This window comes from Actinocrispum sp. NPDC049592 (assembly GCF_040675465.1).
Classification (GTDB): domain Bacteria; phylum Actinomycetota; class Actinomycetes; order Mycobacteriales; family Pseudonocardiaceae; genus Kibdelosporangium.
In genome coordinates this window covers 72,303-91,244 of sequence record NZ_JBFAPA010000015.1, presented here as the reverse complement: position 1 = coordinate 91,244, position 18,942 = coordinate 72,303, and the positions used below count along the sequence as shown (strand labels likewise).

Genomic DNA, 18,942 nt, shown 5'->3' with positions numbered 1-18,942 from the left:
CACGTGGACCCCGGTCTCAGCGACTCCTCAGCGCAGCCTTTCCCAACACGGCCATCGCCGCGTTGTGCCCGGGGATCCCGCTCACTCCCCCGCCGCGTTTGGCCCCGGCACCACAGATGAGCACCCGATCGTGTGCTGTTTCCACGCCCCAGGTGCCCTCCTCCTCGGATGTCTCGGCGTACGGCCAGGTCAGGTCGCGGTGGAAGATGTGCCCGTTCGGTAAGCCCAGCTCGCGTTCCAGGTCGGCCGGGGTCTTGGCCTCGATACACGGCTTGCCGTCCGGCGCCGTGCAGAGACAGTCCTCAATGGATTCGTCGAGCACACTGTTCAGCGACGCGATGGTCCTGCTGAGTGCCTCTTGTTTGCTGACACCGTCCTTGAACAGACGAGCGGGCATGTGCAGGCCGAACAGGGTCAGCGTGTGCAGGCCGCGTTCACCCGCGCCCAGGATCGACGGATCGGTCAGCGAGTGGCAGTAGATCTCACATGGTGGGAGGGACGGTATCTGACCCGCGGCTGCCTCCGCGTAGGCCTTGGCGAGCTGTTCGTAGGTCTCGTTGACGTGGAAGGTGCCCGCGAAGGCGTCCTTGGGATCGACGCTGTCCTTGAGCTTGGGCAGGCGCTTGAGGACCATGTTCACCTTGAGCTGCGCGCCTTCCGGCTTGTCCACCGTCTCATCCATCAGCGCGGCGAGCGTGGACGGCGAGACATTGGCCAGCACATGTCCACCTTGGACGGTGTGCTCCCCATCGCCGGTCCGGTAGGTCACCTCACCGTCCGGCGTAATCGCGGTGACCTCGGCGCCGGTGACGATCGTCGCGCCCGCCGCCCTTGCCGCGCGGGCGAGCTCGCCGGTCACCACGCCCATCCCACCGACTGGGACATCCCAGTCGCCGGTCTCGTTGCCGATCACGTGGTAGAGAAAGCACTTGTTCTGCCGAAGCCGGGGATCGTCGGCCGGCGCGAACGTCCCGATCAGCCCGTCGGTCAGCACCACGCCCCGGACGAGGTCGTCGGCGAACGTCCCCTCGATCGCCGCGCTCAACGGCTCCTCGAACAGCGGCCCCCACGCCGTGCCGACCCGCTTGCGCAGCTCCGCCTTGCTGGGCAACGGTTCGGTCAGGGTCGGGAACACCTGCTCGGCGACGTCCGTCGTCATCGCATAGAACCGTTGCCACGCCTGGAAATCCCGGTCACCGCCGGTGATCCGCCGGAACGACCGGGCCGTGCGCTCGTCGTCGCCAGTGTCCACGAGCAGCCCATCGTCACCCATCGGGGTGTACGAGGAGATCCGCCGCCGCCGGACGTCCACGGCCAGCCCGAGGTCGGCGATCACCTTGCGCGGCAACAGGCTCACCAGGTACGAGTACCGCGACAGCCGCACGTCCACCCCGTCGAACGCGCGGAACGAGACGGCCGCGCCGCCCACATCCGCCTGCCGCTCAAGCAGAAGCACCGAATGCCCGGCCCGGCCGAGATAGGCGGCGGCCACCAGACCGTTGTGCCCGCCACCGACGATCACCGCGTCCCAAGTCACCGAACCACGGTAACCCAGGGCACCGACATTATCGGGCTCGTTGCACCCTGGCCTCGTCCCAGACCGGTTCGCCCACCTCGGTCACCACGCCGTCCGACCGGAACAACAGGTACCGGTCGAACGACCGGCGGCTCGCGAACCACCGGTCGTGCGTCACCGCGAGCACCGTCCCGGTGAACTGGTCGAGCGCGGTCTGCAGCGCCTGGATGGACACCAGGTCGAGGTTGTCGGTCGGCTCGTCCAGCAACAGCATCGTGGCCCCGGACGCCTCCAGCAGCAGCACCTGGAACCGCGCCTGCTGCCCACCGGACAAGGTCTCGAACGGCTGATCCCCGGCCGCGGCCAGGCCGTAGCGGGACAGCTTGGACATCGCCGTGCCGCGGTCCACACCGCAACGGCCGGCTTCGCCGTGCCACAGGATGTCCACGGGCGTCCGGCCCACCCACTCGGGATGGTTGTGCGTCTGGGCGAACAGGCCTGGCACGACGCGAGCACCGAGCCGGGCCGAGCCGGTGTGCGCCACTTCGTCGCCGCTCAGCAGGCGCAGGAAGTGGGACTTGCCGGAACCGTTGGAGCCCAGCACACAGACCCGGTCACCGAAGAACACCTCGAGGTCGAACGGCTTCATCAGCCCGGTCAGCTCGAGGTTCTCACACGTCAGCGCCCGCACACCGGTCCGCCCGCCCCGCAGCCGAGGCTTGAGCTTCTCCACCTTCGGCGGCGTCGGCGGGGCGCCGGCCTCCTCGAACTTCCGCAGCCGGGTCTGGGCGGCGGCGTACCGCGAGGCCATGTCCGGGCTGATCGCGGCCTGCTGGCGAAGGGTGTGCACGAGCTCGCGGAGCTGCTGGTGCTTCTCCTCCCAGCGGCGGCGCAGCTCGGCGAACCGTTCCCAGCGGGCCTCGCGGGCTTCGTGCCAGGTGGCGAAGCTGCCGTGGTGGGTCCACGTCGTGCCGCCTTCGAGCGTGACGACGTGGGTCGCCGCCTGGCTCAGCAGTTCGCGGTCGTGGCTCACGAGCAGGATCGCCTTGTCCGAGGCGCGCAGCCGTTGCTCCAGCCAGCGTTTGCCGGGCACGTCGAGGTAGTTGTCCGGCTCGTCGAGCAACAGCACCTGTTCCGGCGCGCGCATCAACGCCTCCAGCACGAGCCGCTTCTGTTCACCGCCGGACAACGTCACCGCGCCGCGGTACTGGGCACGGTCGTACGGCACCCCCAGCGCCGCCACAGTGACCTTGTCCCACAGCACCTCGGCGTCGTACCCGCCCGCCTCGCCCCAGGCCACCAGAGCGGACGCGTAGCGCATCTGAACGGGTTCGCTGTCGTCGTCCATCATCAGCAGCTCGACGGCGTCCAGTTCCGCCGCCGCGGCACGCAAAGCGGGCGGCGAGGCGGCCAGCAGCAGGTCGCGGACCGTGCGGTCGTCCCGGACCGATCCGATGAACTGCGGCATGACCGCGAGGCCGCCCTCGACTCGCACGCCATCGCCGTCGACCAGCTGCCGCAACAGGGTGCTCTTGCCCACACCGTTGGCGCCGATGAGGGCGACGACATCCCCGGCACCGACCCGGAACGCGACCTCACGGAACAGTTCGCGCCCGTCCGGCAGGGTGTGCGCGAGTCCGCTCGCGTCCAGGAAGCCCATTCCAGCGATGGTGCCGGACACCGGGCGTGATCGGCGAACGATTTAGATCAGGCATAGTGGATGGTGTGCAGCGACTCGTACCAGCGGGGATGGTCCGTCCGGTGGTCACGGTCGCGGTCGTGTGCGCGCTCATCGTGACCACGCTCGCGGTGGTGTTCAGCGATCAGCGGGTGGCCAGCGCGTTCGACCAGCAGGTGTACTCGATGGTGTACAAGCAGTTCGTCGGTGAGCGTGGCGTCTTGCAAGCGATGCTGGTGCCCACCGAACCGGTGCTGCTGATCATCGTCCTTGGGCTCGTCGTGATGGTGTCGGTCGCCCGGCACCGCCCCCGGCTGGCCGTGCTCGCGGTGGTCGGCCCGCTGCTGGCCGTGGGGCTGAACGGCCTGCTCAAGCCGTGGATCGACCGGACCATCAACAACGGATCGCTGGCGTTCCCCAGCGGGCACACCACCGGCATGGTCGCGGTGCTGACCGTGTTCGTGGTCGGCGCGCTGACCAGTTCGCGCATTTGGTTGTCAGCACTGGTGATCGCGGTGGCGGTGCTGGTAACAGTTATCGGCACTGTGGCGCTGGTCGGAATGAAGTACCACTACGTCACCGACACCGTCGGGGGCGCTTGCCTCGCCGTGGCAACCGTCCTCGTGGTGGCGCTCGGCATCGACCGGGTCGCGGCGAAACGCGGCCGGACCCGTAAAACCGCAGCTTCCGGGGTGGCGCTGTGAGCGCACTTGCGCACCATGCGTAATCTGTCATCCTGCAGTGAATCGGCGGCGGAAAGGACGCGACGGTGACTGACACACCGATCTACGACCAGCTTCGTGCCGAACTCAATGCGCGCCGCGAGCCGGCCGCCCAGGAGCCACCGCGGCAACGAGCCCGCGCCACCGAGAAACCCGCCACCGGCGCCGCTTCGCCGCGGCGGGTGGCGGAGACGACGAGCGAGGCGGGTCAGCCGGTGTCGGTGTGGACCCTGGTGAACAACAACCGCCGCAACCGCAAACCCTGATACATCCCGTTTCTGACCGCTGAGGCGCGCGTGCCGGGGGGGCGCTTTGGTGTGGGCTGGGGCGGCATCGTGCGTCGGCGGCTCGGGATGCATGCGTGCCCTGAACAAGGGGAAGGGGCCCTGCCGCTCGGCGGCAGGGCCCCTTCCCCGGGTCGTTCGTGCAGCTCGGCTCAGGTGGTTCCCACAGCCATGCGCTCCTCGACGTTGATGCGCTGCTTGAGGAACTGCTGCTGGTACATCAGGTCCACGACGCGCTGCGGCCGGATCGCCAGGGTGGTGGTCGGGTAGGTGCCGAGGTTCATCAGCTGGGCGACGTTGCGGCTCACCGACACGTAGTCGGGCAGCACGCCCTCGATGGTGGACCGGTCGAGCGCGCGGGCCTGGGCCTCGCCGAGCACCCGCTGGAACGCCGCGACGGTGCCGGGGTTCTTGCGGGCGAAGCTGCGCGCACAGGCGTAGCCGGACTGCGGGAAGTCCGAGGTGGCGCCCGTCGCGGTGTCGGCGAGGATGGTGCAGCCCTGCTCGAGCTGGGCGCGGGTCAGGTAGGGCTCGACCATCCAGGCGGCGCTGACCTCGCCCTTCTTCACCGCGTCGGCGAGCTTGTCGAAGGGCAGCTCGACGTAGTTGACGTCGCTGGGCTTCATGCCGTTGGTGGCCAGCGTGCTGTTGGTCAGCAGGACGCCGAGGCCGCGGAGGTTGTTCACGCCGACGCGCTTGCCCTGCAGGTCGTTCACGTTGCGCAGGCGCGAGCCCGCCGAGGTGAGCAGGCCGGTGGAGCGCGGGCCGGTCTGGTAGGCCTCGCCGAGCACGACCCAGTCGGCGCCGTCGGCGACGTTCAGGAAGATGGTGACCCAGCTGTCGAACGTGACGTCGGCCTGGCCGTGCTCCAGGTCGATCCGCTGGTCGCCGGTCAGCTCCATGGTGACGAATTTGGGGCGCAGGCCGTGTTTCTCGAAAATTCCTTCACGCTGGGCGACGAACAGCGGAGCGGTATCCGTCACCTGGAGCACACCGAGCCGGATCTCCGGGATCTCCACGGGCGGCGGGGCCGATGTCGCGGTCTTACCGCTGCACGCGCTCAACGCGAGCGCGCCCATGCCGGCGAGCAGGGTACGTCGGCTTAAGACCGATTCACGCACCGTTTCCATGGGTCGGTTCAATGCACGTTCCTCATATTTCTGCAGCCCCCTCGAATACCCGCGCCGAGCTTCGCGGTGGTCGGACCCTAATCGACAGGCTAACCGGTTGAAACCTACCTTCGATTGGGGCCATGCAGCGCACTCATGCTCGCCCGCATGTAGTAACACACCAACACCATGAGGCGCAACAGAAACATGATCTCGCTGGTAGACAGGTATGCGCCATTGTGGTTGGTGATTTTCCACATGCCCGAACCGGCCAAAAGAGGGCAACTGGACCGGCCGGGTGCGTGACCACCCGGACACAGAGAAGCACAAATTATCGTGATCGTTCCCCAATGGAGAGCAAAGCCACACTCCGATCTTGACCAAGTGCCTGATCAAAAGTGGGTAATTCGACCGGCGGTATGTGGCTGTTCAACCGGCGTCACGGGCCAGCGCGGTCAGCCTGCTGATCGATCTGAGGTACTTCTTGCGGTATCCGCCACGCAGCATCTCGGCGGTGAACAATGCGCTGACGGGTGCTCCGGAAACCGAGACCGGTACCGCGCGGTCGTACAGCCGGTCGGCCAATGCGACGACCCGCAGGGCGACATCCTGGTCGGGCACCGGGCCGAGCCCCTTGATATGCACGGCAGGCACTCCCGCGACGAGTTTCCCGTAGCGGGAGGGGTGCAGCCCGGCCAGGTGGGCGCACAGCGCGCCGAAGTCGTCCACGGTCGAGCCGGGGATCGTGGCGGCGCGCGCGTCGATCTGCTCGTCGGTCATCGGGTCCGGGGCGTCGGGCAGGCCGCGGTGCCGGTAGTCCGGGCCGTCCACGCGGACCACGGTGAACCGCGCGGCCAGCGAACGGATCTCGCGGATGAAGTCGTCCGCGGCGAACCGGCCCTCGCCGAGCTTGTCCGGCAACGTGTTCGAGGTCGTGGCGATGTGCACGCCCGCGTCGCTCAGCTCGGTCAGCAGCCGCGACACCAGGGTCGTGTCGCCCGGGTCGTCCAGCTCGAACTCGTCGATCGCCAGCAGCCTGTGCCCGGACAGCCGCTGCACCGCCTGGGCGAACCCCAGCGCCCCCACCAAGTTAGTGATCTCGACGAACGTCCCGTAGGCCTTCACACCGGCCGCGGCGTGCCAGATCGACGCCAGCAGGTGCGTCTTGCCAACCCCGAACCCGCCGTCCAGGTACAGCCCCGGCGCGGGATCCGGGGTTCCGCGGCCGAACCAGCCCTTGCGGCGCCGCTGCACCGCGATGCCCGCGGCGAACTCGCGGCCGGCCGCCACGGCGGCGGCCTGACTGGGCTCGTCCGGGTTGGGCACGTAGGTGTCGAACCGGACCCCGGCGAACCGCGGCGGCGGCGCCAGCTCGGCGACCAGCTCCTCGGGGGCGATCTCCGGATGGCGGTCTACCAGGCGTGGAGCGGACATGGCGGGCATGTTCTCATTGCTCTCGTGCATGCGCTTTGGCCGGACCCCAACCAGGACGACGTCACCGACCAGACCCTGGAGACGCTGTACGCGTACCCCGACGAGCTGACCCGGCCGTGGGTCCAGGTGAACTTCGTGACCAGCCTGGACGGCGCGGTGACGGTCGGCGGCAAGTCCGAGGGCCTGTCCAGCCCCGGCGACAAGCGGATCTTCCGGATGGAACGTGTGCTGGCCGACGTGATCCTGGTCGGCTCGACGACGGCCCTCGTCGAGCGGTACCGTGGCGCGCGCTTCTCCCCCGCCGGCGTGGCCCGGCGCGCCTCGCTGGGGCTCGCCCCGATCCCGCCGATCGCCGTGGTGACCGCGCGGGCCTCCGTCCCCCCGGACGCGCCGCTGCTCACCGACACCGAGGTGCCGCCGATCATCCTGACCACCGAGGCGGCGCCCGCTGAGAACCGGAAGGCGCTTGCCGACGCGGGCGCGGACGTGGTGGTCGTCGGCGAGAAGGACGTGGATCTCCCCGCGGCGCTCGCCGAACTGGACCGGCGCGGGCTGCGGCGGATCGACTGCGAGGGCGGCCCCCGGTTGTTCGGCAGCCTCATCGCCGAGGACCTGGTGAACCAGCTGTGCCTGACGGTGTCGCCGTTCCTGGCCGCGGGCGACGCCGGCCGGATCGCGAACGGGCCCACCCTGGTCGAGCCCCAGCTGATGCACCTGCACGCGGCACTGCGAGATGGCGACTTCCTGATGCTCACCTACCGCCGGTGAGGCAGGATGCCTTCCGTGCTGACTCCACCGGTGAAGCCGATGCTGGCCAAAGCGGCCGGCAGCGCCATCCCTGACGACGCCGACCTGATCTTCGAACCGAAGTGGGACGGGTTCCGCTGCCTCGTGTTCCGGTCGGGCGACGAGGTGACCCTGCAGTCGAGGTCGTCCAAGCCGTTGAACCGGTACTTCCCGGAGGTGGTGGCCCGCCTGACCGCGGGGCTGCCGGACGGGGTGGTGCTCGACGGCGAGCTGGTCGTGGGGGTGAACGGCGCGCTGAACTTCGACGCGCTGTCCGAGCGCATCCACCCGGCGGCGAGCCGGGTGAACCTGTTGGCGGAGCAGACCCCCGCGACTTTCGTGGCGTTCGACGTGCTGCAGCTGCCTTCTGGTGAGGTTCTGGAGACACCCGGGATCTCGCGGCGGCAGATGCTGGTCGACCTCGTCTCGGACACCGACGCGGTCAGCCTGACTCCCGCGACGCAGGATGCTGCTTTGGCGCGGCAATGGTTCACGCTGTTCGAGGGTGCTGGGCTGGATGGCGTGATCGGTAAGCCTGCGCAGGGGCCGTACACGCCGGACAAGCGGACCATGTTGAAGTTCAAGCACTCCCGGACCGCGGACTGTGTCGTGGCGGGGTTGCGGTGGTACAAGGACACCGAGCCTGGGACTTCGGTCGGTTCTTTGCTGCTGGGGCTGTATGACGACAAGGGGACGCTGCACAGCGTGGGCGTCGTCGGGTCCTTTCCCGCCGAGCGGCGGCGGGAGCTGGCGGTCGAGCTGGAGCCGCTGATGGCCGATGGCTCCGTGGACCACCCTTGGGTGGGCGAGATTGCCCCGGGGACAAGGGTTCCTGGGGAGATCAACCGGTGGCGGAGTGCGCAGGCTGCTTGGGTGCCGCTTCGGCGCGAGTTGGTCGTTGAGGTCGCCTACGAGCACACCGAAGGTGGGTATCCGTCGCGGTTCCGGCACACCGCTCAGTTCATTCGGTGGCGGCCGGACCGGGAGCCTTCGTCGTGCGGGTACGAGCAGCTGGAGGAGCCCGCGCGGTATGACCTCGATGCCGTTTTGAAGGGCGAAGTCCGGAGCCGGTGACGGTTTCCGTCATCTTGCGGCTTTCCGTGCCGGTTTCCGCTGGCCGCTGCGCCATCTTTGGGGCATGTTTCTTGTTACTGGTGCGACCGGGAATGTCGGTCGGCATGTCGTGTCGCAGTTGCTGTCCCATGGGCCTGTGCGGGCTTTGAGTCGTACTCCCGGGGCTTTGCCTTCTTCGGTGGAGGCTTGTGCTGGTGGTCTTGAGGACATCTCCTGCGCTCTGGATGGCGTGTCGTCGGTGTTCCTGATGTGGCCCTTCCATTCCGATGAGTTGGCTGTTGCTGTAGTGGCTGCTCTCCGGCGGCGGGTTCGGCGGGTCGTCTTCCTGTCTTCGGGTGCGGCTGCCGATCCTGACAACCCCATCGGGGTGCTTCATCGCGCTGTCGAGTCGGCTCTCGAGGAGTCGGGTCTGGAGTGGACGCATCTCCGTCCGAGCACCTTTGCCGCCAATACCCTTTGGTGGGCGCCGCAGATCCGGGGTGGTGATGTCGTTCGCGGGCCGTACGGTTGTGTTCGCATGGCTCTGCTGCACGAGGCTGACATCGCCTCCGTCGCCGTCCGAGCCCTCGTGGAGGACACCCATCATGGCAAGACGTATGCGTTGACGGGGCCTGAGGCACTGTCTCAAGTGGACCAAGTTCGGATTATTGGTGCGGCTCTTGGGCGGCCTTTGCGTTGGGAGGAGCTGGACGACGCGGCCGCTCGTGCTCACTTTCTTGCGGATCCCGGCTTTCCTCGTGAGTTCGTTGAGCCTTTGCTTGCGGGGTATGCCTCTATGGTTGGCTCCGTGCCTGTGATCACTACGACAGTTGAGGATGTGACTGGGGTGCCTGCTCGGTCTTTTTCTTTGTGGGCCGCGGAGCATCGGTCGGCCTTCATGACTTCGTAGCTTCTAGGTGGGGCTTCCTTGGCGATGCGTTGCCTTTAGGTGGGGCTTGTCCTCGCCGGACGGGCAGCGCCACCCAGAGGGGGTTCAGGGCCGTGCCCTCGCCCTCCGGTATGACCTGCCCAAGGGAATCACATCTGTCAAGTGGGGCCCCGGTTTCCAGCGTTGTTGCTTGGGTTTTGGGGCCCCACTTGACAGATGCGATTGCGCAAGCGCCAGGCCATACCGGAGGGACAGGGCGCGAAGGCGAGGTCTGTTGCGCTTCGCGTTCATGGGTCACCCACATCGGTAATGGCCTTGCATGGCACTGAAATCGCGGGTTGTGCCCGGTAGTATGGAGCTATGCAAGGCAGTGGAAATCATTGGGGTAAAACAAAAGAAGAGGTAGTCGCTGCCTTGCAAGCGTCTGAGACCCAGGCTCGGCGGATCCACCACGGACAGCTCGAGCTGGTGGCCTTTCTGAACAACCAAGGCCTCGCCACCGAACTCGGCTACTCCAACCCAGCCGCGCTCCTGGTGCACGCGCTGCGGATCTCGCCCAAGGAAGCCAAACTCCGCCTCGCGCAGGCCGAAGCGCTGTTCCCCAGCATCACCCCCACCGGCTCCATCATCGAGCCCACTCTCCCGGTTGTCTCCGCTGCCATGGCTGCCGGAGACATCGGCTCCGAAGCCGTGGACGTCATCCGAAAGACTCTCAAGGACCTGCCCGATCTGGAGCCCGAGAAGCTCGCTCTGGCTGAGTCCACCATGGTCGCCCAAGCCGCCGAGGACGACCCGAATGCCTTGGCCCGCTTCGGCACCCGAGTGCGCAACATCGTCGATCCCGACGGTCCGCCTCCACCCGATCCGGAACCCAAGCAGCCCGACCGGATGCTGCACATTCGCGCTCGTCGGGATGGCGGCCTTGACTTCCGTGGCCACCTGCCTGCTGAGGATGCCCATCTGCTGCACCCGGTGATCAAGAAGGGTGAGCAGCGCCCCACCGACCGTGCCGACGACCGCAGTCAGGCCGAACGCACCGCTGATGCGTTCGTGGAAACCCTGCGCATGGCCGCCCAATGCCCCGCCAAGCCCACCAAGAACGGTCTGCGCACGCCGGTCGCCATCACCATCTCCTACGACGATCTGCTCAAAGACCTCGACGACCGCATCCTCGTCGGCCCGGACACCTACCTCACCGCACGGGAAGCCCGCCGCATCGCCTGCGACAGCCACGTGTTCCCCGCCGTGCTGGGCAGCAAGTCCGAACCCCTCGACATCGGCGTCAGCTCCTACACCGTCCCCGCCCACATCCGCCGCGCCTTGATCCTCCGGGATGGTGGCTGCGCCTTCCCCAGCTGCAGTGCGCCCGCCAGCGCCTGCGACGGCCACCACATCATCCACTGGCGCAACCACGGCCCCACCAAAATCGACAACCTCGTCCTGCTCTGCCCACACCACCACCGGCTAGTGCACCGCAGCGACTGGACCATCCAGATGCTCCAGCGCATCCCGCAGTTCATCCCGCCCGCGTACATCGACCCGCATCGCCGCCCCAGAACCAACTCCGCCCGAAGACCCGTCCCCACCGCCGCCTGACCCCAGGGACCTCGCCATCCCTGGGGCTCAAGGTGTGCCCGTAGCAGGCATAGAGCGCGGTTCGGATTTACATTGGTGGCGGCGGCCTTAAACTCGCCCGTGCGGCAGGTCCAGAGCCAACAGGTGACCGGGCTCGACCCTCAAGCCCGCGCCCCAGCCCCCACGACCCAAAGACCCCGGTCGAACCGCCCACCCCACCGGGTGCCTTGCGTTCCCGGATCAAGGCACCGCCCTCGCACCCATCGAACAGCCCCAGCCTGAACCGCCCCACCCCACGGGATCCCATAAACCCGAGCCGGACTTCCCCCATCCCCGCCCCCGGAGGGACCCGAGCCCAGCCGCACCCATCCCATCCCTATGGACCCAAGCCAGGCCGCCCATCCCGTCACCGGCTGAGCCCGAGCCAAACCGCATCCCCCTCCCAAACCCTCAGAACCCAGCGCCCATCCCTCCACCCGCTGAGTCCCAGCCAAACCGCATCCCTCCCCTCGCGAACCCTCAGGCCCGGCGCCCCTCCAAACACCGAGCCGAACCGTCCTCAGCCCACGAAGCCACCTCTGCCCCAGCAGCAGCGGTCCAAGGCCCAGGTCAGGGGCCCTTTCGGCCAGGCGGGAATAAAGCGGAGTGTGTCGCCGGTTTGGCATCACATGGGTATCGGTGTGCCGTTTTCTGTTCTTGATCTTGCTACTGTGCCGGAGGGGGGTTCGTCTGGGGAGGCGTTGCGCGGGACGTTGGAGTTGGCGAGGTTTGTTGAGGGGCTTGGGTTTTCGCGGTTCTGGGTGGCGGAGCACCACAACATGCCGGGAGTGGCCAGTTCGGCTCCGGCGGTGTTGATCGCGCATATCGCTTCCGTCACCGAGCGCATCCGGGTGGGGTCCGGTGGGGTGATGTTGCCCAACCATGCTCCTCTTGTCGTGGCCGAGCAGTTCGGGATGCTGGAGGCGTTGCACCCTGGGCGAATCGATCTGGGGCTGGGGCGGGCGCCGGGGACTGATCCGCATACCGCGCATGCGTTGCGGCGGTCTCCCGCTCCGCTTTCCGCGGATGACTTTCCCGAGCAGTTGAGTGAGTTGGTGGGGTACTTCACCCCCAACGAACGGGCGGGGATCCGTGCCGTGCCCGCTGAGGGGAACCGGCCGCCGGTGTGGCTGCTCGGTTCGAGTGGGTACAGCGCTCAGCTGGCGGGGCTGCTCGGGCTGCCGTTCGCGTTCGCGCACCACTTCAGCGCGCAGAACACGTTGCCCGCGTTGCGGCTTTACCGCGAGAACTTCCGGCCCTCAGCCGAACTGCAGCAGCCCTACGCGATGGTGGCGGCAGCCGTGCTGGCCGCGGACACGGATGAGCACGCAAGGTTCCTGGCGGGGTCGGGCGCGTTGTCGTTCCTGCGCCTGCGGTCCGGGCGTCCCGGACTTGTGCCCACCCCCGAGGAGGCCGCAGCCTACCCGTACTCCGCGCTGGAGAAGCAGTTCATCGAGGACCGGCTCGCCACGCAGATCATCGGCGCCCCCGAGACCGTCGAGCGCGGCATCGAGAAACTCCTCGCCGAGACCGAGGCCGACGAGCTGATGATCACCACGATGGTGCACGACCCCGAGGCCCGCAAGCACTCCTACGAGCTGATCGCGGCCCTCAAGGACTAGAGGGACGCGCCGAACGGGTCGCGCCCACCGAGGCGGACACCACGCAGATCACCGCGAGCCACTGGGTCCACTGCAGACTCTCCGACAGCACAACGAGACCCACCAAGGCGGCCACCGCGGGTTCGAGGCTCATCAGGATGCCGAAGACCCGCGGTGGTATGCGCCGCAACGCCTCCAGCTCCAGCGAGTACGGGATCACCGAGGACAGCAACGCGACCAGCAGTCCCAGGACGAGGATCGCGGGGTCCAGCAACGACATCCCGCTCTCCACCACGCCGACCGGCATGGCGACCATCGCGGCCACCACCATCCCGATCGCCAGCCCGCCGCCCTCGGAGCTCTGCCGCCCGAGCGCCGCGCCCAGCAGGATGTACAGCCCCCAGCACACCGCCGCGGCCAAGGCGAACAGGATCCCGGCGAGATGCAGCTCACCCCGGCTCTCGGTGAGCAGCACCACACCGCCGCCCGCGAGCAACGCCCACAGCCCGTCCAGCCACCGCCGCGAGCCCGCCAAAGCGACCGCCAACGGCCCCAGGAACTCGATGGTCACCGCCACCCCGAGCGGGATCCGCGCCAACGCCAGGTAGAAGCACAGGTTCATCACGCCGAGGACCACGCCGTACCCGGCCGCGACCGCCCACGCGCGCCGGCTCATCCGCAGCGACGGCCGCCAGATCAGCAACAACACCGCCGCCGCGAAGAACAGGCGCAACGCCACCGTTCCCGTGCTGCCGACCGCGCCGAACAGCTGCTTCGCCACGGCGGCGCCGATCTGCACGCTGACGATGCCCACCAGCACCTGCGCGGGCGGCGGGATCGCGCCCAGCGTCCGGCCGGCGAGCGCGACCAGGCTGAACCGCGGGAACCGACCGGATCCGGTCCGGTCGACGTGCATGGTGGCCATGCCGTGGATGGTGCAAGACAAGGGCACCCGAAGTCATATCGATTCCAGGATCTGGGACGGGCGTGCCAGTCGACCCCTCACGAGAGTCTCACCTGCACCGTGACACCCTTCGGCGCATGGGCACCGCTTCGCGTCTGGGTACTTTGCTGATCGCGGCGGCAGCCCTCACAGCCTGCACGGCGGGCCCGTCGGACCGCCCCGCGATCGTGGTCAACGACGGTCCCGTGCAGCCCCAGTCACCGCCGAACGCCAGCGCGCCGCCCGTTCCGGTGCCCCCGCTGGAGGAACCGGGCAAGTCGACCATCGCCTGGGCCGCCTGCGACGACGTGATGACCGCGCGCCTGCAGGTCAACGGCGTCTCCCCCGGCCTGGCCGTGCAGTGCTCGCGGGTGACCAGCACGCTCGACTCGCCGAGCCTGCCCGGCCGCGGGCCGATGCGCCTGACCGTCCTCAAGGCGGGCGTGGGCCGCACGCCGCTGGTCGTGGTGAGCGACATCCAGGGCGAGCCGGGCACGGTCAAGGCCGCGCAGCTGGCGTCCCGGCTCTCGCCCGAGTTCCTGGCCAAGTTCGCGATCATCGGCGTGGACCGGCGCGGCTCCGGCGGTTCGGACCCGGTCCGGTGCATCCAGCCGGACATCCGCGACGAGATCGTGAACACCGATCCGGCCGCGCCGGACATGGAGGACCTGCTCGACACCGTCCGCAAGGCCGGTCAGCAGTGTGTCGTCGCGCTGGAGAACCGGCTGTACGCGATGGACACCTGGCGGACCACCGCCGACCTGGACAAGGTGCGCGAAGCCCTTGGGCTGCAACGGCTCAACGCGATCGGGTTCGGCGAGGGCTCACGGGTGCTCGGCGTCTACGGCGACCGGTTCCCCACGCACGTGGGCCGCATGGTGTTCGACGGCCTGCCCGACCCCAGCGAGGACACCCTGGTCACCCAGGAGGGCATGGCCGCGGGCGCGGAGGCGGCCTTCGCGGAGTTCGCCAAGGACTGCGTGCTGCGCAGGTGCAGCCTCGGCCCGGACCCCAAGCAGGCGTTCGCCGACCTGCTCAGCCAGCTGCGCACCACCGAGTCGGTGGCCGGTGGCCTGACCGCCGGGACCGCTGCCCGTGGCGTGCTGCTCGGCCTGGCCGACCGGGCGTCCTGGCCGGCGCTGGCCGACCAGATCGCCGCGGCCAAGGCGGGCAACGGCGACGCCCTGCTCAACCAGACCAGGCAGCTGATCGCCGACACCCGGGAGCAGCCGCCGATGCTGGACATCGGCCTGGTGACCGAGTGCAACGACACCAAGACCCGGCTGGCCCTGGAACGGCTGAACTCCACCGCGAAGGACTGGCGCACCCGCTACCCGCTGTTCGGCGGCGTGATGGCGGAGAACCTGGTGCTGTGCAGCGCCTGGTCGGTCGCGGCCCAGCCGCCGATCTCGGTCAACGGCCGGGACCTGCCGCCGATCGTGGTGATCAGCACCGCCAGCGACCCGGTCACCCCGCAGCCCGGCACCGAACGCGCCGCGCAGCAGCTGCCCAGCTCGGTGCTGATCTCCTGGCAAGGGGCCGGGCACGGCGCGCTGGAGTCCTCCCCGTGCGCCAGTGACGCGGTGAAGGGGTTCCTGTTCGACGGCAAGGTGCCCGCCGCGGGCACCGCGTGCCCGCCCTGAGCTCAGTCGTCGGTGCCGGTGCGCAGCCGGTACTCGCACCCGTACTCGACCGCGTAGTGCAGGTCGTAGTGGTGCACGATCTTCGGACCGCCGTGCAGGTGCACGTGGGTCACGGTCTCCTTGAGCGTCTCCGGCAGGCCGGACAGCGTGTCCACCCGCCCGTCGAGCGGTCCGCCGACGTAACGCACCAGATAGTCCTGCGACAACAGCGAACCTCCCTTCTGCCCGACAGTCTACTGAGCGCCATGATGAACACATGGATCCTGCGAAGGCGCTCCGGCTGATCGGGTTCTACCTGGAGCGGGCCGGCGAGCCCACGTTCAAGGTGCAGGCGTTCCGCAAGGCCGCCGCCGTGCTGGACGAGCTGCCCGCCGAGGAGGTCGAGCTGCGGGCCAGACGCAACACGTTGACGCAGCTCACGGGCATCGGCAAGACCACGGCCGCGGTGATCGGCGACGCCGTCGCCGGGCGGGAACCCGCCTATCTCAGCAAGCTGATCGCCGACGCCACGCTGCCGGTCGCGGGTGGCGAGAAGATGCGCGCGGCCCTGAAAGGCGACTGTCACACGCACTCCGAGTGGTCCGACGGCGGCAGCACGATCCGGGAGATGGCCGAGGCCGCCCGGCAGATCGGCCACGAGTGGATGGTGCTGACGGACCACTCCCCCAGCCTCACCGTCGCCAACGGCCTGAGCGCGGACCGGCTGCGCCGCCAGCTGGACATCGTGGCGGAGCTGAACGAGGAGCTGGCGCCGTTCCGGATCCTGACCGGCATCGAGGTGGACATCCTGCTGGACGGCTCGCTGGACCAGGAGGAGGAGCTGCTCGCCCGGCTGGACATCGTGGTCGCGAGCGTGCACTCCAAACTGCGCATGCCGTCGTTCGAGATGACCAGGCGCATGGTCAAGGCGGTCAGCAACCCGCACGTGGACATCCTCGGCCACTGCACCGGCCGGATGAAGACCGCTCGCCGCGACCGCCCGGAGTCCACGTTCAACGCCAAGGCCGTGTTCGAGGCCTGCCGGGACAACGGCACCGCGGTGGAGATCAACTCCCGGCCGGAGCGGCTGGACCCGCCGTTGCGGCTGATCACGCAGGCGCTGGAGATCGGCTGCGAGTTCGCCATCGACAGCGACGCGCACGCGCCCGGTCAGCTGGACTGGCTGCCGCACGGCTGCGAACGGGCCGAGGCGTGCGGCGTTCCCATCGAACGGGTGATCAACGCGCGGTCCGATCCGCGGAATTCATGAGGCATTTGCGACAATCGGCGGTCTCGACCACTGCTCCAGACAGTTAGCGTTGGCATGCTTTTTTCACCGCCGACTCTGGAGGATTTCTTTCATGACAGCACAACCCGGCCTGGTTTTCGGGGTCGATCCGGCGCACTACGATGTCAGCCGCCCGGCCGTGCCGTCGGATGTGGCGGACTGGCTGATCGGACCGGAGTGCGACCTCGCCGTGGAAGTCGGCGCCGGGACCGGCCATTTCACACGCATTCTGCTGGACCGCGCGCAACGCGTGATCGCCACCGATCCGGACCCGCAGATGCGCGCCTGGCTGACGACACAGTTTCCGGCGGCGGATGTCCGGGAAGGCAGCGCGGAACGGCTTCCGGTCGAATCCGGTACCGCCGACGGCGTGTTCTCGTCAAATGCGTGGCATTGGTTCGACCCGCGTGCCGCCGGAACCGAGGCGGCCCGTTGCCTGAAACCGGGCGGCGTTCTCGGCGTGTCCTGGCACGACCGCGGCCACAGCGACTTGTGGCTTTCCGACGTGCAGCAGGTGATTCTGTCGGCGCACCACCCGGACCGCAAGATCCACGAGCTGAACCTGCCCGAAGACCTGCCATTCACGCCGGTCGAGAAGAATGTCATGGAGTTCACCCGGGAGATGACCCCGAGTCAGATCTGCGCCATGTTCAGCACCTACAGCGCGATCATCTCGCTGGACGACGCGGAACGCGAGGACCTGCTCGGCCGCTTCCACGTGCACCTCACCGCGCGGGCCCGCGACGAGGGCCGTGAGACGCACTCCATCCCGTTCACGGCCACGCTGTACCGGACCCGCCGGAGCTGAGCCTTCCGGCGAGTGGAGACCGTCGGACCCGCGCTGATTCGACGGTCTCCAGGTCCGGTGGGCGGCTGGTCATCCCGGCAGGGTTATCCCCGCACGGTTATTTCGGCTTGGTGTCGAGCACCATGGTCTTCATGTCGACCTGCTGCTCGGCCTTCATCTCGTTCACGTCGTGCATCAGGTCCACGACCCGCTGGAAGCGGTTGGCGTCGGTCCCGGTCGGGTAGACCGGCAGCGTCATCAGGGTGGCGATGTTGGGCTGGACACCCACGTACTTCACGACGGCGGCCTCGACCTTGGCCCGGTCCTGGGTGGCGGCGACGGCCTTCTCCATCGCGCGCTGGAAGGCGGCGACGGTCTTCGGGTTCTGCTCGGCGAACTTCTTGGTGGCGACCCAGCCGGAGGTCGGGAAGTCCGCGGTGGCGCCGGTGAACGGGCTCATCAGCTTCTCGACGCCGTTGCTCTGCAGGGCCTGGGTCAGGAACGGCTCGTTCATGATCGCCGCGTCGACGTTGCCCTTGTCCAGAGCGGTGGGCATGTCGGCGAAGGCCATCGAGACGAACGACTCCTTGGCGACGGTGACCCCGCGCACCTTGAACTGCGCGCGCAGCGCCAGCTCACCGATACCACCGGGCGAGCTCACCGCGATCTTCTTGCCCTGGAGGTCCTTGACGTCCTTGATGGTCCCGCCCTTTTTCACCACGAGGAGGAAGAGGTTCTCCGTGGTGGTGACCGCGTCGCTGAGGATCTTCAGCTCGGCGACCTTCTTCGCCTGCGCCAGAATGGCGGGCGGATAACTGGTCAGGGCGACGTCGATGGAACCGCCCATGACATTGTCCAGGTTCGCTGAACCCTTGGCACCGGTGGACAGGTCCACCTTGAGACCCTCGGCCTCGAAGAAGCCACCATCAATGGCCAGGTGAATCGGGGTCGCGTCGACGATCTTGAGTTCCGCGACCTTGATGGTGGATTTCTCCAATCCCCCCGTCGGCGCGTTCGACTGGTCGGCGTTCCCGCCCAGCATCCCGCATCCTCCCAGCGTCGCCACCATGGCCGCGGTGAGCAGACCAGCGATGGCGCGACGTTTCCGACGCATGTGAAGTTGTCCTCTCGGTGGTGTCGCGATCGCAGAGAGAAGCCGCGATCAAGATTGCCGTAGGTTAGCGGTGCGCGTATCTCCCGGATACAGCCAAACGTCGTAGTGTCGGGCTTTGTCCAAACCTGAAAATATGTGATATACAAAATTTCATACAGAGTATTTCACCCAATCGTGGGATGAGCTCGAGTTGCCTGGTCAGGGCCTGGACCGCACTCTCGCCCCATGAACCAGATGCGGCCATGCGACGTTTGCGGCAACGAGTACTGGATGGCGTTCGAGGTCCGGACCATCACCGGCGACGTCTACACCTTCGACAGTTTCGAATGCGCGATCCAGAAGCTCGCCCCGCGCTGTGAGCACTGCGAATGCCGGATTCTCGGGCACGGCGTCGAGGTGGAGGGCCGGTTCTTCTGCTGCGCGCACTGCGCGCGCGAGGGCGCCAGCGGACTCGGCTCGCAAATACGCGATACGGTGGGCGCGCTGCCCGGCTGAGCGTGGC

At 68.0% G+C, this 18,942-nt stretch carries 18 protein-coding genes; 11 read left to right on the top strand and 7 right to left on the bottom strand.

What is annotated here, in order from left to right:
* Positions 1 to 16: 16 nt before the first annotated feature.
* Entirely contained in the window at positions 17 to 1,537 is a 1,521-nt protein-coding gene (locus tag AB0J95_RS32460) for an NAD(P)/FAD-dependent oxidoreductase (protein WP_364766412.1), read from the bottom strand.
* Positions 1,538 to 1,565: 28 nt separating this feature from the next.
* Positions 1,566 to 3,176 (bottom strand): ATP-binding cassette domain-containing protein, encoded by a 1,611-nt coding sequence (locus AB0J95_RS32455; protein WP_364766410.1) that lies wholly within the window; start codon positions 3,174 to 3,176, stop codon positions 1,566 to 1,568.
* Positions 3,177 to 3,241: 65 nt separating this feature from the next.
* Between AB0J95_RS32455 and AB0J95_RS32450 the strand changes: the two genes are divergently transcribed.
* Together AB0J95_RS32450 and AB0J95_RS32445 are read left to right on the top strand one after the other, a co-directional pair.
* Entirely contained in the window at positions 3,242 to 3,898 is a 657-nt protein-coding gene (locus AB0J95_RS32450; protein ID WP_364766408.1) for a phosphatidic acid phosphatase, read from the top strand.
* A gap of 65 nt (positions 3,899 to 3,963) precedes the next feature.
* Complete coding sequence (locus AB0J95_RS32445; RefSeq protein WP_364766405.1) at positions 3,964 to 4,182, top strand: hypothetical protein; 219 nt, start codon at positions 3,964 to 3,966, stop codon at positions 4,180 to 4,182.
* Positions 4,183 to 4,352: 170 nt separating this feature from the next.
* On the opposite strand, the gene AB0J95_RS32440 is transcribed toward AB0J95_RS32445, so the two are convergent.
* Both AB0J95_RS32440 and zapE read right to left on the bottom strand, forming a co-directional pair.
* Complete coding sequence (locus AB0J95_RS32440; RefSeq protein WP_364766402.1) at positions 4,353 to 5,279, bottom strand: ABC transporter substrate-binding protein; 927 nt, start codon at positions 5,277 to 5,279, stop codon at positions 4,353 to 4,355.
* A 459-nt stretch (positions 5,280 to 5,738) separates the two neighbouring features.
* Positions 5,739 to 6,743 carry a cell division protein ZapE gene (gene zapE, locus AB0J95_RS32435; RefSeq protein WP_364766399.1) on the bottom strand — a complete coding sequence of 335 codons (1,005 nt, stop codon included), beginning with the start codon at positions 6,741 to 6,743 and terminating at the stop codon, positions 5,739 to 5,741.
* A gap of 15 nt (positions 6,744 to 6,758) precedes the next feature.
* Here zapE and AB0J95_RS32430 point away from each other — a divergent pair, with 15 nt between their 5' ends.
* The 5 genes from AB0J95_RS32430 to AB0J95_RS32410 all read left to right on the top strand — a co-directional run bounded on the left by AB0J95_RS32430 (position 6,759) and on the right by AB0J95_RS32410 (position 12,707).
* Positions 6,759 to 7,511, top strand: a complete 753-nt coding sequence (locus AB0J95_RS32430) for a pyrimidine reductase family protein (protein WP_364766996.1) — start codon at positions 6,759 to 6,761, stop codon at positions 7,509 to 7,511.
* 6 nt (positions 7,512 to 7,517) lie between these two features.
* Positions 7,518 to 8,603, top strand: coding sequence for an ATP-dependent DNA ligase (locus AB0J95_RS32425; protein ID WP_364766396.1), 1,086 nt, complete (start codon positions 7,518 to 7,520; stop codon positions 8,601 to 8,603).
* Between the two features lie 64 nt (positions 8,604 to 8,667).
* Positions 8,668 to 9,492, top strand: coding sequence for an NAD(P)H-binding protein (locus AB0J95_RS32420; protein WP_364766393.1), 825 nt, complete (start codon positions 8,668 to 8,670; stop codon positions 9,490 to 9,492).
* 393 nt (positions 9,493 to 9,885) lie between these two features.
* Positions 9,886 to 11,067 (top strand): DUF222 domain-containing protein, encoded by a 1,182-nt coding sequence (locus AB0J95_RS32415; protein ID WP_364766390.1) that lies wholly within the window; start codon positions 9,886 to 9,888, stop codon positions 11,065 to 11,067.
* Between the two features lie 647 nt (positions 11,068 to 11,714).
* A complete protein-coding gene (locus tag AB0J95_RS32410; RefSeq protein WP_364766387.1) occupies positions 11,715 to 12,707 on the top strand; it encodes an LLM class flavin-dependent oxidoreductase in 993 nt (330 codons plus the stop codon).
* Here AB0J95_RS32410 and AB0J95_RS32405 read toward each other — a convergent pair.
* Complete coding sequence (locus AB0J95_RS32405) at positions 12,697 to 13,611, bottom strand: DMT family transporter (RefSeq protein WP_364766384.1); 915 nt, start codon at positions 13,609 to 13,611, stop codon at positions 12,697 to 12,699. The genes AB0J95_RS32410 and AB0J95_RS32405 overlap by 11 nt on opposite strands.
* Before the next feature lie 116 nt (positions 13,612 to 13,727).
* On the opposite strand from AB0J95_RS32405, the gene AB0J95_RS32400 reads away from it, so the two are divergent.
* Complete coding sequence (locus AB0J95_RS32400) at positions 13,728 to 15,272, top strand: alpha/beta hydrolase (RefSeq protein WP_364766381.1); 1,545 nt, start codon at positions 13,728 to 13,730, stop codon at positions 15,270 to 15,272.
* Between the two features lie 2 nt (positions 15,273 to 15,274).
* On the opposite strand, the gene AB0J95_RS32395 is transcribed toward AB0J95_RS32400, so the two are convergent.
* Positions 15,275 to 15,478, bottom strand: coding sequence for a hypothetical protein (locus AB0J95_RS32395; protein WP_364766378.1), 204 nt, complete (start codon positions 15,476 to 15,478; stop codon positions 15,275 to 15,277).
* 50 nt (positions 15,479 to 15,528) lie between these two features.
* On the opposite strand from AB0J95_RS32395, the gene AB0J95_RS32390 reads away from it, so the two are divergent.
* Entirely contained in the window at positions 15,529 to 16,521 is a 993-nt protein-coding gene (locus AB0J95_RS32390) for a PHP domain-containing protein (protein WP_364766375.1), read from the top strand.
* Between the two features lie 91 nt (positions 16,522 to 16,612).
* On the top strand, positions 16,613 to 17,347 hold the full coding sequence (locus AB0J95_RS32385) for a class I SAM-dependent methyltransferase (RefSeq protein ID WP_364766372.1): 735 nt from the start codon (positions 16,613 to 16,615) through the stop codon (positions 17,345 to 17,347).
* 97 nt (positions 17,348 to 17,444) lie between these two features.
* Here the strand turns inward: AB0J95_RS32385 and AB0J95_RS32380 are convergent, their stop codons facing one another.
* Positions 17,445 to 18,440 carry an NrtA/SsuA/CpmA family ABC transporter substrate-binding protein gene (locus tag AB0J95_RS32380; protein WP_364766369.1) on the bottom strand — a complete coding sequence of 332 codons (996 nt, stop codon included), beginning with the start codon at positions 18,438 to 18,440 and terminating at the stop codon, positions 17,445 to 17,447.
* A 234-nt stretch (positions 18,441 to 18,674) separates the two neighbouring features.
* On the opposite strand from AB0J95_RS32380, the gene AB0J95_RS32375 reads away from it, so the two are divergent.
* Positions 18,675 to 18,935 (top strand): Prokaryotic metallothionein, encoded by a 261-nt coding sequence (locus tag AB0J95_RS32375; RefSeq protein WP_364766994.1) that lies wholly within the window; start codon positions 18,675 to 18,677, stop codon positions 18,933 to 18,935.
* Positions 18,936 to 18,942: the final 7 nt, after the last annotated feature.

Coding starts and splice junctions, on each gene's coding strand:
- AB0J95_RS32455 (WP_364766410.1), bottom strand. CDS start 3,176: ATGGGCTTCCTGGACGCGAGCGGACTCGCGCACACCCTGCCGGACGGG.
- AB0J95_RS32440 (WP_364766402.1), bottom strand. CDS start 5,279: ATGGGCGCGCTCGCGTTGAGCGCGTGCAGCGGTAAGACCGCGACATCG.
- zapE (WP_364766399.1), bottom strand. CDS start 6,743: ATGTCCGCTCCACGCCTGGTAGACCGCCATCCGGAGATCGCCCCCGAG.
- AB0J95_RS32425 (WP_364766396.1), top strand. CDS start 7,518: ATGCCTTCCGTGCTGACTCCACCGGTGAAGCCGATGCTGGCCAAAGCG.
- AB0J95_RS32420 (WP_364766393.1), top strand. CDS start 8,668: ATGTTTCTTGTTACTGGTGCGACCGGGAATGTCGGTCGGCATGTCGTG.
- AB0J95_RS32410 (WP_364766387.1), top strand. CDS start 11,715: ATGGGTATCGGTGTGCCGTTTTCTGTTCTTGATCTTGCTACTGTGCCG.
- AB0J95_RS32405 (WP_364766384.1), bottom strand. CDS start 13,611: ATGGCCACCATGCACGTCGACCGGACCGGATCCGGTCGGTTCCCGCGG.
- AB0J95_RS32400 (WP_364766381.1), top strand. CDS start 13,728: ATGGGCACCGCTTCGCGTCTGGGTACTTTGCTGATCGCGGCGGCAGCC.
- AB0J95_RS32390 (WP_364766375.1), top strand. CDS start 15,529: ATGGATCCTGCGAAGGCGCTCCGGCTGATCGGGTTCTACCTGGAGCGG.
- AB0J95_RS32385 (WP_364766372.1), top strand. CDS start 16,613: ATGACAGCACAACCCGGCCTGGTTTTCGGGGTCGATCCGGCGCACTAC.
- AB0J95_RS32380 (WP_364766369.1), bottom strand. CDS start 18,440: ATGCGTCGGAAACGTCGCGCCATCGCTGGTCTGCTCACCGCGGCCATG.
- AB0J95_RS32375 (WP_364766994.1), top strand. CDS start 18,675: ATGCGGCCATGCGACGTTTGCGGCAACGAGTACTGGATGGCGTTCGAG.